This is a genomic window from Microcoleus sp. PH2017_35_SFW_U_B (assembly GCF_020737865.1).
Taxonomy (GTDB): domain Bacteria; phylum Cyanobacteriota; class Cyanobacteriia; order Cyanobacteriales; family Microcoleaceae; genus Microcoleus.
Genome location: NZ_JAEQDE010000135.1, coordinates 1 through 13,370 on the forward strand (window position 1 = coordinate 1; position 13,370 = coordinate 13,370).

The following is a 13,370-nucleotide window of genomic DNA, read 5'->3' on the forward strand; positions in this document are numbered from 1 at the left end:
AGATTGATTTTTCATGATTTACTGATTGTGTAACAACCAATATAAGTTTCTAGTATCTTATCCTGTTTCTAGTAAGGCAAAAGTAAACATAAGTTAAGAATTGGGATTCAATCCAGTAAAGCAAAACTTTCCATTATATCATAAAATTATTTTGCAAGAGGTCTACTTTCCTCTCTTAAAAAGCATCTGCGTTAATCCGTGTTCATCTGCCTGACATCTGCGGTTGCCGGATCCAGCAAAGATTTATGGAATAAGTCGTCTTGTAGTTCTAAGTTTAAACAGAAACGACCAGCTTTAGCAAAAGCTGGTCTGCACAAAAAGTTAAATCCGTTGTGTTTTTTCCCACAGTGTTTTTCTCACAGTGAGGAAACCCAAGTTGCACGTTTCTTTGCAGCGGGTTACAAGAGCAATATCATCCCTCTTCAGCGGTATTTTAGCAAGAAAATTTATTTTTTGCAATAAAACGTTACATTGGAGACAGATTTTTATGTTTGATCGTTCGGACTTCAGTCCTCTGTTATTGGATGCGGAGTGAAATCCTCACTACGAACCTGCCGGGGCTTGCTGCGGCCGACCCCAGACAATTCGCTCTTGCTTGTACACAACCATACCAGGCTTCGCACCCTTCGGCTTGTACACATATTTCGGTTCTGTATAAACCACCGGAACTTGTTCGCTGTGGCGGGCGCGACTGTAGTATGCAGTCATGTCTGCCGCAAATTGCAAATCGGTTTCTTCAGCAACTGTACCGGGTGTGAGGCGCAGCAAGGCGTGACTTCCGGGAATCTCTAGGGTGTGAAACCATAAATCGTAGTCGTTGGCTGTACGAAAGGTGAGTTGGTCGTTTTGGCGGTTGTTGCGCCCGATTAATAGTTCAAAGCCGCTGGGGGTTTGGTAGCGGTGAAATTCGATCGCAGCATTTTTGTCACTGCCACGGTAATCTGATACAACTAGATATTTTTGCTGAATCAGTTCTTCGCGGATTTCGGCGAGGGTTTGCAAATCTTGGGTGTTGCGGTAGGCTTCTAATACCGAAAGTGCGGCTTCGACTTGTTCTAAATAGTCGATTTCTTCTTGTACTGCTGCTAACAACGGTTCTACTGCAATGCGAGCTCTTTTAAGTTTTTGGTGTTTTTTGTAAATTGCTTGAGCGTTTTGAACGGCGTTTTTTTCCACGTTTAGTGGAATAATTACTGGTTTTTCGGTTTCAAAGTCTGGGAGAGAAATTGATTTCATTCCCGGTTTCCAATGCTGCAAGTTTGCCATTAACAAGTCGGCTTGGGATTTGTGAGTGTCTGCATCTGCTGATTGCTGCAAGCGTTCTTTAAATGTGTTGGCTTTGAGGCGCAGTTTTGCTAGGACGTTGTTGAGTTTTTGGTTTAGTTGATGCCGCAGTTGGGCAAATACTTGTTGGTTGATTTCGCCTGTGTAGTAACTGTTGAGTAATTGTTGAACGGAAGAGAAGGAAGAAGGAAGAGGCAAGAAGGAAGAAGGAAGAGTGGAGTTAGATTCGTTGGCAGATTCAGCTTCTGAATAGAAGGAAGAAGGAAGAGGGGAATTAGATTTGTTTTCGGGATTTGTTTCTTTTTCGTCTGGTTTTGGCCAGTCGATGACGCTGTAGCCTTCGGGGGTAAAACTTGGTTGAAATTTGGAGTTTTCTAGACATTGCAACCAGTACAGCCAGCGATGAAATAGTTGCTGCCATTGGTGGGGATTTAGGCTGTCTGTGGATTGTTCGGGGTCGAGATTTGCCGATCGAATCATCGATACAACTAAGACTTTACTCAACCCTCGGTAATTCTTCAACAGATTGGTCTTTAATTGCCCGGGAACCAGGCTAATTCGTTCTTTCCAGCGATCGAGAGATTCGATCGCACTTGGCACTGCATCCGTCAAAGACGGGGGCAATTCGTAGGGTTGCCCGGTTTGGATGGGACGCACGCTGGACTGTTTGGCGCTGACTTGGTGGGCGCAGGTGACAACGAGATTGTCTTCGGCGGTGAGGATAACATTGCTGTACTTACCCATGATTTCGGCGTAGAGATGCCAGAGGGCGTGTTCGCCGGGGCGTTTGGCGAATTGCAAGTCGATGACTCTTTCCCAAGGAGACACGGGGGCGATGGAAACTAAGGCTAAACCGCTGAGTTGGTGTCGCAGTTGTTCGCTGAAGGTGAAGGTGTCGGGAATTCGGGGCGGGGAGTCGCCGACGCAGATGCGGGCGGCTGCTGGATGGGATGAAATGTCTATCCAGCCGCGTTGGTTCATGGTTCGCAGGGCCAGGGACACTGTGAATCGATCGCGCTGGTAGACTTGTTCTAAGCGCGCTGGCAGCCATTGGGTTCGCAGTTCGCTGCAAGCTGCGGTTAATGTTGTAAAGTCTACGGGTTGCACGGTGGCCTCTTTTTGCGATCGATCGAGCTATGTATTTCTATGCTGACAGATGTTGGTCGTATTTGACCGATAGTATCAAAGTTTTGTGCCAATTTTTGATAATCGGCCGATCGCAAATCCGGGCACAAGAATGTGCGATCGCATTTGGGAAAATACAGGACACAACAAATAGGTTTGTAGTAAGGACTTTAGTCCTCTCATTTTGATGCGGACTAAATTCCTCACTACGAACCTATCTTTATTTGTTCGTAGTGAGGACTTTAGTCCTCTGATTTGATGCGGACTAAAGTCTTCACTACGAACCTATTTTTATTTGTTCGTAGTGAGGACTTTAGTCCTCTGATTTGATGCGGACTAAAGTCCTCACTACGAACCTATCTTTATTTTCAAAATTTCATGCAATAAGTCTAAGATTTTAGACCGAGATCCCGCAGCATTTCTAAATGTTTGTGCAGGGGTGCGATCGTATTAGCTGCGATCGCCCCGCTAGCAGCAACAGCGGGCAAACCGATACCCGGAAAAGTCGAATCTCCGCAGCAAAACAGACCCGCCAAAGGAGTTCCCGGCCCTGGAAACAAGCCTGTACCGGCGCGAATTCCCGGCCCGTAGGAACCCCGATTCCTCCGCAAAAACCGTTCGTGGGTTAGCGGTGTTCCAACTAATGTGACTTCGCAGCGCGATCGAATATCGGGGATAATCCTCTCTAATGCTTCCCACATCACCTCGGCGCGCGCTTGCTTTTGCTGTTTGTATTCTTCGCTGGCGCGATCGAGCTTTTGCCATAAATCGTAGGGCTCATTTCCGGGCGTGTAGGCGTGAATGACGTGTTTCCCGTCCGGTGCGAGGTGGGGGTCGAGGAGGGAGGGAATCGAGACCAGGACGACGTTTTGAGGCGCGGAAACTCCCAGATCCCAGTCCTTGACGAAGATATAGTGACAGGCTAAGTCCGATCGCACTTCCGCAGCATCAATTCCCAGATGTAAGTGCATAAAACTATCGCATTCGGGAGTCGCCTGTCGCTGTTGGCGAAACCGTTTGGGGATAGAGTTTTCCGGCAAAAGTTTCAGCGTATCCCAAACCGAGGCGTTGGAAACGACGGCTTTGTGCGATCGAATAATTTTGCCCGATCGCAGTCGCACACCCGCCGCCCGGTTGTTTTCCACCAAAACCTCTGCAACGTGGGAATTCAGCAGCAACTGCCCTCCGTGGCGCTCTAAACCGCGTACCAGGGCATCGACAAGGGCTCCACTACCGCCGATCGGATAGTCCAAAACGGCATTGGGGCGATACCAGTCGGCGAACATGAAAGCGACTTCGGCTGCGATCGTGCCGTCAGCGGGAAGTCCAGACAGCAGGAAACACAACAGGTTCAGCCAATTTTTCACAAACGGATCTTTGACATTTGCGTCCATAATCCGGCTGAAAGGGCCTGCAAGGGCGATCGCATCTCCAGCACTTTGCAGGAAAGCCGGTGCAAATTGGCCGAGGGTGAAAACAGCGCCCAAATCGAAGCGCAAAGCCATAGAGGGTAAGGCTGTGGCAGCTTTGGCGTAGGGTTCCATCACCCGCTGGAGTTTTTGCCATTCGGCTGCTGCTTCGCTACCGCGCAGTTTTAAAAGCACTTCACCAAATTGACTCGCACCTACGGAGGTGTCGAAATCGCCTTCGGGCAAACAGCAACCCCAAGTATCGTAAGTGATGCAGGGAAGTTTTTCGCCGATCGCATCGAGAACTTGTCGCAGCGGATTCGCAGAGGGGCTGTAGGATAATCCTGAGTACAAAGACGGCCCGGAATCGAAGGTAAATCCGTCCCGTTTGAACCCGTGGGCTGCCCCGCCCGCGATCGAATGACTTTCGCAGACAATCACGTCAAAGCCATAACTGGCAAGCATTGCACCGCAACTCAACCCACCGATACCGCTACCGATGATAATGATTTCTGTGTCTGTCGGGGCGATCGTCACCATGTTGTTCTCCGCTACCTACATCCCCTAATATTATTACAAACCCCTCTCTTTCCCTCTCCCTCTGCGCCCTCTGCGGCCTCTGCGGTTCATTACCTCAAAAAAATCCAATAGAAAACGAACCTTCCTATATTATTGTTAGTTAAATGGAAAACCTATCAATTCTAGAGCAAGCCGCCAAATCCAATCCTAAACCATCTTCCACCGCCGTAGTCGCAGCCCTCTTAGAAGCGGAGAAAAACGCCAAAAAAACTAAAACTCGCTATTCCTTCGAGCAACTAACCGGTAATTGGCGCTTGTGCTTTATAACTGGCACGAAAAAGACTCGACAAAAAGCGGGAATTGTGTTAGGCGCCGGACGTTACATCCCCGAATGGGTGGCGAAAATTCAAATTGCTTACTCAGTTGAACCTGTTGCTGAAGGCGAAAAGCCTAGTGAAACGGGCAGAGTGGAGAATTCAGTGCTCGTTGGGGCGATCGAACTAACTCTTTCCGGGCCGACCAAGTTTTTGGGTAATCAGAATATTTTAGCATTTGATTTTACCAGAATTAGGGTGAAATTGTTGGGTAAAACCCTGTATCAAGGATTTATTCGCGGCGGTGAAGCGCGGGAGGCGGAATTTTTTAGCTTGAGTGTGGGGAAGCAGGCATTTTTTGCATATTTTCTGGTAGAAGATGGGATAATTGCTGCGAGGGGAAGGGGCGGCGGATTGGCTTTGTGGGGGAGAGTTTCAACAGTTGACAGTTGACAGTTGACAGTTGACAGTTTGAGATCGACCTCTACCTAGAACTCCGAGGAATGAAACAGTGAATAATTTTGTTTTATTTCCCCCTCGAAGGAGGAGGATTTAAACCCATTATTCTTGGTGAACTGTGACTTATTCATTGGTTTTGTTGACTTCTTTGATATTCTCCAAAATACTAGCTTCCAGCGTGCGATCGCCTATTTGTCGCGCAATTGCCAAAGCTTGGTTATAGTATTTCAAAGCTTCAGGCGGCTGTCCCATAGTCTGGTATACTGAACCAATACTATCCAAAATATCAGCTTCCTCAGAGCGATCGCCGACTTCTCGGGCGATCGGCAAAGCTTCGTTAAAGTATTTCAAAGCTTCTTCCAGCCTAGAACTAATGTAGTAATTAAGACCAATAGCATTGAGTGCTATGCCTTCAAGTTCTCTATTTTTAAGTTTTTGTGCAGTGGCTAAAATTTGCTGCCATATTTCGATCGCCTGTTGGTATTTTTCTTGCTTTTGCAGTCGATCTGCTTCCTCTATCAGTTTCAGAAGTTCTTCACTCTGTGCATCTTGACTTTGTGCCCAACTAGGTTGCACCATCACCGGCACAGTCAGAGGACTCAAACACGCACTCAAAACAAAAATAATGCTGAGAATTTGTTTCATATTTTTTATAATTCACGACCGACAGCGACAGATCTCAACCTATCGCCGTCGCTATAAACAACCAATTCGCCTAATGACTACTGACATAATGAATAATAACGCAATACAGTTCAGATAAGAGATTATATAGCCTTTATGAGAAAGGTGAGGTACGTAGTTGGGCTTCAGCCCTCTTAGTCTAACGGCTATAGAAGCTGTCAGTCATACCTCATATCTTTGAGAAAGGCTATAACAGGGAAAATCAATCACAAATAGACACTCTTGTTTGCTTCGTTCCTCTCTTCGGACAATCTTAACTGAACCGTATTGAATAATAACGTTAGCGATCGGGAACAGCACAACTGTCAACTGTCAACTGTCAACTGTCAACTGACAACTGTCAACTGTCAACTGTCAACTGTCAACTGACTACTGACTAATCAACAAAGCTGCGGGAAAGTAGCTGAGAGCATCACCAATGGCCAGCTTACCGTTACTTTCAACAGGCTGATTGGTAATCGCATCCTTCCAAACCGACGGCATTTGCTCCGACAATTCCAGATTAGTATCTTTCCAGACTTGTTTGCCGATCGGCATTTCTTCCGGTTTCACAATTCCCGTCAAGTATCGAGGAGCGATCGCAATAACAGTAGTATCTTCAAATCTGCGAGCAAAAGCAATCACGTTATCTTTAAAAGTGCCAACTGCGTGCAGTGGTTGATAATCGCCAGATTGAAAAACTTGCAAGTATTTTTTTCTAGCTTCTAGGACTCTTGCCGTCAAAAACAACTTAATTCTAGCATCTTCCCGCGTCGCAATCAAATCTTCAACCAGTTGCAAAATATCCGTCTCAGCTTGCTGTTTAATTTCCCGCAAAACCTCGATTCGGCGATCGAAATCCACTGGACGGCGGTTGTCCGGATCGACGTGGCTTAAATCCCAAAATTCCGTGCCTTGATAAATGTCGGGAACCCCAGGTGCCGTAATTTTTAGCAGCGTTTGAGATAAAGAATTGAAAATTCCGTAATCAGCTACTTTTTTCCAGAAAGGTAGAAATTTCTTGAAAAACTGATTTTGTTCTGAAGGTTCGAGAACGCTATCGATAAAGGTCATAAACCCAGTTTCGTAGTCGTTGTCAGGTCTCAGCCAAGCTGTATAAACTTTTGCTTCGCGGACGGCTTTGATCGCATAATCTTTGACGCGAGTAACATAATCAGTGTTTTCAATTTCCTCAAATGGAAAACTGCCAAGCAGAGTTTGGTACAAGAAGTATTCGTCATTGGTATCGGGAACCATGCGATTGACAAAGTTAACTTTCTTAGATGAGTTTACCTCTCTCCAAGACCTGACTTGCTGTTCCCATTCCTCAGGAATTTCTGACAAAACATTAAGTCTCGCTCGCACATCTTCGCCGCGTTTGGTATCGTGGGTAGCTGTAGCATTCATTTTGTGCGGCCAAGCTACTTGCTGCTGCTTGTTGAACTCGTGAAAATCCGCCAGCGAAACGCCGAAGTGACTGGGGTTTCCTCCGACTTCGTTGAGGGATAAAAAGCGATAGTAGACGTATAGCAACGTGTCTTCAACGCCTTTGGCCATCAGGGGGCTTGTCAACTGCTGGAGTTTCATGACAAAGTGCCTGCGCTCCTCTTTTTGTTCGGTTGTGAGGGTTTCTTCTTCTTCCAGCAACAGCAGCGTTTCGATAAATTTCAGTTCTTTGAGGAGTCGCGGTACTAATTCTTTGGCGTGGGCGATCGCATATTTGACGTAAATGCGATCGGACTCTCGCAAACCGTCTTGATTAATGTAAGTTCTGTACACTGGAAAAATCGTCAAAACCGCAGCCAGCGCTTTTTCCAAACCCGGACGAGTAAAGTCATTTCCCTGTCGGGATTGACCGGAAATATTCTTCAAAAGCTGAGCCAGATTGTCTACATCTCCCGCCAAATTTTTCTCAACAATCAGCCCTTTTTTATCTAAAAACAACTGTTCGTAAGGAACATTTAATCGAGTAAATCTCTGATAGATTTCGCTAAATTGCTGTTCGCGATCGCACCGACAAAAAACGCCGTTTACGTAGTTCAAAAAGTCGTATCCACTGGTTCCCTCAATCGGCCAATAGGACGGCAAATCTTCCTCGTGTTCCAGAATCTTTTCCACAGTAATGTAAGTGTCTCCAACTCTCTCGCGGAGCCGTTTCAAATATTCTGTGGGGTCGTACAGTCCGTCGATGTGGTCGATTCTCAATCCGGTAAACTTTCCCTCGTCCACCATGTCGAATATCAGAGCGTGGTTTTTATGGAAAACTTTAATCTCTTCAACTTTTACCGAAATCAGTTCGTTGACAGTAAAAAACCTGCGGTAGTTGATTTCTTCGGCACCCACTTTCCAGAAAGAGAGACGATAAAATTGCTCCGAGAGTAAACTATCTAACAAATTAAAGCTTTCTGGATTGCCTTTTTCTCCGTTAAAGAAATTGATATTTTCATCGATAAATTCCTGGACGATGGGATTTTGATTGTAGAGTTCCCACAGCAGCCCTTTGACAAAAGCTATCTGATCGTATCTGGCTTTACCTTTAGCTTCAGAAGGTGTATTCTTAATTAGATAAAGAATTCCCAAAAACTTGATAAAATCTGGATGGCGCCTGCCTAATTCCCTGCCTAAATGCCCCAAATTATGACCGATAAAACTAGCATAAGATTCAATTTTTACAGGCAATTGTAAGCTGTAGTAATTGATAGTTAGCCCAATTTCGCTGTATTTGAGTTGAATCTCGCCATTTTCCAGACACTCGCCATAAAAATTGCCCAGCAGCGGAGCCAGCACTCGACCTCTGAGATGTTCGTAAGCGTGATTCCATTCAATATCGAAGTAATCGAAATAGTCGGAATCCGGCCCGTGTTCTAATACGTCTAACAGCAACAAATTTTGAGTGTCGTAAGCCATGTGGTTCGGAACAATATCTTGCAGCCATCCCATGTTCAGTTTCTTGATTTCGTAGGTGAGGGCTTCAAAGTTTTCTGATGTTCCCAATTCAGGATTGATTTGATTTGAGTCAACCACATCGTATCCATGACTGCTGCCTTTTTTGGCTTTGAATATCGGTGAGGCGTAAAGGTCGGTAATTCCTAATTCTTCGAGATAGCTGAGGATTTGTTTGGCGGCTTCAAAGTTAAAACCTGCATGAAATTGAATCCGATAAGTGGTTGTGGGAATTCTCATCATGTTAATTTTAGTCCTAATTGATTAGTCGATCGGGTAGTTGACAGAAATTACGCAAACAGTGGCTGGACGCGAGTTATAGCGGTTCTCTGAAAGATCGGGTACGTTGTTGGGCTTTAGCCCTCTTGGTTTAATTGGTTATATTGGTAGAGTGCAAAACTATGCGGTTTAACACTCAATTCTTGCTTAGAATTGATATTTTCCGGCAAGCTAGAACCTGAACCCATCCATTTTACATCAGCAGAGTCTAAAATTTTGTGACCATTGCCTTGGGGAAGTGCGGTCGTAACAGCGACCTCTTGCTTGTTGAAGTTCAGGATGCAGAATATCTGGCTGTTATCTGTCCACCGACGAAGAAACAAGATTTTTTCTGCTTCAATACTGGAAACTTCTAGATTTTTTTTGTCGAGTTTTTTCAGGGCGGGAATTGTTCGCCGCAGTTGAATCAAATGCTGGTGCCATTCCCAGAGGATTTTGTGTTTTCCTGCTGTTGATTTTTCCCAGTTTAACTTGCACTTTTGGAAACTCTCAGGACTTTGGGGGTCTTGAAATTCGCCTCTGTCTTCAAAAGCTTTAAATTCTTGTTGCTTGTCCTTGCGAATCGCTTCAATTAAGTCAGGATCTGAGTGGGAAACAAAGTAGAAAAACGGCGCTGTTTCTCCGTACTCTTCTCCCATAAACAAGAAAGGAATGTAGGGAGAAATCAAAACTGTAGCTGCTGCAAGTTTTAGTGCTTCAAAGTCAACTATTTGCGAGAGTCTGTCTCCTAAAATCCGGTTGCCGATTTGGTCGTGGGTTTGGGAAAATACCAGAAATTTCTCGCCCGGTTCATCTTTGACAGAATTGCCGTGTTTTCGCTTTCTGTGAGGTGCATACTGGCCGGAGTAAACAAAGCTTTCTTTGAAGGATTTTTCTAGGTGTTCGCACTTGCCAAAGTCTTGGTAGTAGCGGTCATTTTCTCCGGTAAGCAAGGCGTGCAGTGCGTGGTGGAAATCGTCGCACCACTGGGCGTCTAATCCGAAACCGCCGAGTTCTTTGGGACGTACTGTGCGGACATCGTTTAAGTCACTTTCTGCGATTAAGTAAAGTTTCCTTCCGATTTCTTGGGAAATCTCGGCGGTGGCGTCGGAGAGTTCTTGCAAAAATGGTCTGGCACCTACTTCAAATATTGCTTGAATTGCATCTAATCTCAGAGCATCGATGTGATAGTCTCGAAACCAGTAGAGGGCATTTTGAATAAAGTAGTTCCGCACGCCGTCGCTGTAGGCGTCGTCGAAGTTGAGGGGGTCTCCCCAAATCGAGCCGTATTTTGAGGTAAAGTAGGGGCCGAAGTCGCGGAGGTAGTTTCCTTCGGGGCCGAGGTGGTTGTAAACGACATCGAGTATTACTGAGATGCCGTGTTCGTGGCAGGCGTTGATAAGTTTTTTGAAGCCTTCGGGGCCGCCGTAGGAGTTTTGAACGGCGTAGGGATATACGCCGTCGTATCCCCAGTTTCGATCGCCGGGAAATTGGGCGACTGGCATAATTTCGATGGCGTTGATTCCCAATTCTGTGAGTTTTTTGAGTTGGGGAATTATTGCTTCAAATGTTCCGGCTTGGGTGAATGTGCCGACGTGCAGTTCGTAGATAATCATTTCCGACAGCGGCACGCCTTGCCAATTTTTGTCTTTCCAAGCAAAGGCGTTTTCATCTATTACTTGGGATGGGGTGTGGACGCCTTGGGGTTGATATTTTGAGGCTGGGTCGGGTCGGTCGGTTTTTCCTTCGAGTTGGTAGGTGTAAAGGGTTCCGGGTGCGATGTCTGTAGCTGTGGTTTGCCAATAACCTTCTGCGGATTGTTGCATGGGTATCTGGCGTGGTTCTGGGGAAACAATTTGGACTGCTATTTGTTTGATTGTGGGCGCCCAAACTGTAAACTCACATTGGTTGTTGCCGAGGTAATTTGCTCCTATCTTCACTTTGAGTGGTTCTCCTTATAAAATAGGTTGGTTGTCCGATCGCCCTTGGGACGCAATCAAATGCTGTGTTCTTAAGGTGAGAGCGCCTGTGTAGATGGTAATATTACTTAAAATTACAAACAACTAACTCCAGACAGAGTAACGGTTAGAATTATCGCTGGGGCAAAAGTAGCGGTTCGTTATGTATAAATTAGACCATGAATCTGCACCCTTAGCGATCGCCATTCTTGGTCAACTGCAAGAGTTAATATTTCTGGTTTTTTATATAAGGTCTAAAATATATCTAAAGGTAGATAGCAAATCAGCGCGAGCGTGTATTCTATGGTTATTGCTTTTGGACGGGAAATCTGCTGCAATCTTGACTCGGCGGAGTCTCGCGAGTGGTTGGTGACAAACGGAATCGGGGGTTACGCTAGCGGGACGATCGCAAATCTCCTCACCCGCCGCTATCACGGGCTGCTGGTGGCTGCCCTCAAACCCCCGCTGGCACGGACTTTGATGCTCGCCAAGCTGGACGAGACGGCCGTGTATGCCGATCGCGCCTACCCGCTTTATACCAACCGCTGGGCCGACAGTACGATCGAACCCCACGGCTACAACTGCATCGAAAGCTTCCACCTCGAAGGTACGACGCCTGTGTGGAGGTATGCCCTCGCCGACGCTATCCTCGAAAAGCGGATTTGGATGCAGCAAGGTGCTAACACAACATATATTCAATACCGCTTGCACCGCGCCTCACAACCGATCGCGATCGCAGTCAAAGCCTTAGTCAACCACCGCGACTACCACCACATGACAAGTGCGGGCGACTGGCCTGTGAGTCTGGAAACTTTGACACAAGGGGTTTGCGTGACGGCTTTTGACGGAGCCGCACCCCTGTACCTGCTGACAGATGCTACTCCAGAGGCTAAATTTCGAGTTTCTACGCCCTTATACAATTGGCACTACGGATTTAATTTGGCAGCCGAACAGCGGCGCGGGTTGGACTGCTGCGAAGATCACCTGCACGCGGCAACTTTCCATTTTGCGATCGCACCGGGAAGTTCTCTCACATTGATAGCCAGCACCGACAAAAATCCCGAACTCAACGGCGGTACAGCTTTAGAAGTGCGCCACACTTATGACCAACAACTGCTGCAAAACTGCTCAAAAATCAGCGAATCTCCAGACTGGATTAATCACTTAGTGCTAGCAGCCGACCAATTTATCGTCAACCGCCCGCTACCAAAGGAACCCGAGGGTAAAACGATTATCGCCGGATATCCCTGGTTCAGCGACTGGGGGCGCGATACGACGATCGCCCTGCCCGGCCTCACAATCTGTACCGGGCGGTGGGAAATTGCCCGATCGATTTTGCGAACATTTGCACGGTATGTCGATCGCGGAATGCTGCCAAACCGCTTCCCCGATGCCGGGGGCGCTCCGGAATACAACACCGCAGACGCGACGCTGTGGTACTTTGAGGCTGTTCGCGCTTACTGCGACTGCACCGGAGACGACGAACTTTTGAGCGAACTCTGGCCGACACTATGTGAGATTGTCGATTGGCACGTAAACGGAACTCGGTATAACATCCGCGTCGATCCTGACGACGGTTTAGTCTACGCGGGGGAAAGCGGCGTGCAACTGACTTGGATGGACGCGAAAATCGGCGATTGGGTGGTGACTCCTCGGATTGGTAAGCCGATCGAACTTAGCGCGCTTTGGTACAATGCCGTGCAAGCTATGGCAAGTTTTGCTCGAAAACTGGGCAAGCCTCACAATGAATATCAGCAGTTGGGCGATCGTACCGCCACCGGATTCGATCGCTTCTGGAACGACTCAACCAGTTACTGCTACGACGTTCTCGACGGCCCCGACGGACACGACATTTCCCTGCGGCCCAACCAAATATTCGCCGTTTCCCTGCCCCTGGACTCGATTCCTGGGTACGAGGGCAAGCGCCAGGAAACCCGTTATACACCGTTACTCACGCCCGTACAGCGCCGCGCCGTCGTGGACGCCTGCGCTCAGGGGCTGCTCACTTCCCACGGCCTGCGGAGCCTATCCCCACAACACCCGCAGTATCGCGGCGCCTATGAGGGCGACCAATTGCAGCGCGACAGCGCCTATCACCAAGGCACAGCTTGGGGCTGGCTGATCGGCCCGTTTGTCTTGGCGCACTTGCACGTATACAAAGACCCAGCACAAGCTCTCCAATTCCTGGAACCGATGGCACATCATATAACTGCTGGCGGAGTTGGCAGTCTCGGCGAAATTTTTGAGGGCGACGCCCCCCACTCGCCCCGGGGCTGCACGGCTCAAGCTTGGACTGTGGCCGAGGTGCTACGGGCTTGGTTGGCAGTTGACAGTTGACAGTTGACAGTTGACAGTTGACAGTTGACAGTTGACAGTTAAATAGTAGCCAAATCAAACCGTTTCTCGATCGCGGGGTCAGGGATCTATAGTTGTTAATA

Annotated in this window: 7 protein-coding genes; 2 read left to right on the forward strand and 5 right to left on the reverse strand. The window is 47.4% G+C overall.

Annotated elements, in window-relative coordinates:
* Window positions 1–543 precede the first annotated feature (543 nt).
* Both JGK36_RS30595 and JGK36_RS30600 read right to left on the reverse strand, forming a co-directional pair.
* A complete protein-coding gene (locus JGK36_RS30595) occupies window positions 544–2,391 on the reverse strand; it encodes an NFACT RNA binding domain-containing protein (protein WP_293198985.1) in 1,848 nt (615 codons plus the stop codon).
* A gap of 407 nt (window positions 2,392–2,798) precedes the next feature.
* Complete coding sequence (locus JGK36_RS30600) at window positions 2,799–4,358, reverse strand: NAD(P)/FAD-dependent oxidoreductase (RefSeq protein ID WP_293198987.1); 1,560 nt, start codon at window positions 4,356–4,358, stop codon at window positions 2,799–2,801.
* A 143-nt stretch (window positions 4,359–4,501) separates the two neighbouring features.
* On the opposite strand from JGK36_RS30600, the gene JGK36_RS30605 reads away from it, so the two are divergent.
* Window positions 4,502–5,104, forward strand: coding sequence for a hypothetical protein (locus tag JGK36_RS30605; protein ID WP_293198989.1), 603 nt, complete (start codon window positions 4,502–4,504; stop codon window positions 5,102–5,104).
* A 129-nt stretch (window positions 5,105–5,233) separates the two neighbouring features.
* Here JGK36_RS30605 and JGK36_RS30610 read toward each other — a convergent pair whose 3' ends face one another.
* The 3 genes from JGK36_RS30610 to treZ all read right to left on the reverse strand — a co-directional run bounded on the left by JGK36_RS30610 (window position 5,234) and on the right by treZ (window position 10,914).
* The gene (locus JGK36_RS30610; protein WP_293198991.1) at window positions 5,234–5,755 is read right to left on the reverse strand and encodes a tetratricopeptide repeat protein; all 522 of its coding nucleotides are present in this window, start codon (window positions 5,753–5,755) and stop codon (window positions 5,234–5,236) included.
* A 408-nt stretch (window positions 5,756–6,163) separates the two neighbouring features.
* Window positions 6,164–8,956 carry a malto-oligosyltrehalose synthase gene (treY, locus tag JGK36_RS30615; RefSeq protein ID WP_293185296.1) on the reverse strand — a complete coding sequence of 931 codons (2,793 nt, stop codon included), beginning with the start codon at window positions 8,954–8,956 and terminating at the stop codon, window positions 6,164–6,166.
* A gap of 116 nt (window positions 8,957–9,072) precedes the next feature.
* A complete protein-coding gene (gene treZ, locus JGK36_RS30620; protein WP_293185293.1) occupies window positions 9,073–10,914 on the reverse strand; it encodes a malto-oligosyltrehalose trehalohydrolase in 1,842 nt (613 codons plus the stop codon).
* Window positions 10,915–11,235: 321 nt separating this feature from the next.
* Here treZ and JGK36_RS30625 point away from each other — a divergent pair, with 321 nt between their 5' ends.
* Window positions 11,236–13,269 carry an amylo-alpha-1,6-glucosidase gene (locus tag JGK36_RS30625; RefSeq protein ID WP_293185294.1) on the forward strand — a complete coding sequence of 678 codons (2,034 nt, stop codon included), beginning with the start codon at window positions 11,236–11,238 and terminating at the stop codon, window positions 13,267–13,269.
* The last annotated feature ends 101 nt before the right edge of the window (window positions 13,270–13,370 follow it).

Coding starts and splice junctions, on each gene's coding strand:
- JGK36_RS30605 (WP_293198989.1), top strand. CDS start 4,502: ATGGAAAACCTATCAATTCTAGAGCAAGCCGCCAAATCCAATCCTAAA.
- JGK36_RS30625 (WP_293185294.1), top strand. CDS start 11,236: ATGGTTATTGCTTTTGGACGGGAAATCTGCTGCAATCTTGACTCGGCG.
- JGK36_RS30600 (WP_293198987.1), bottom strand. CDS start 4,358: ATGGTGACGATCGCCCCGACAGACACAGAAATCATTATCATCGGTAGC.
- JGK36_RS30610 (WP_293198991.1), bottom strand. CDS start 5,755: ATGAAACAAATTCTCAGCATTATTTTTGTTTTGAGTGCGTGTTTGAGT.
- treY (WP_293185296.1), bottom strand. CDS start 8,956: ATGAGAATTCCCACAACCACTTATCGGATTCAATTTCATGCAGGTTTT.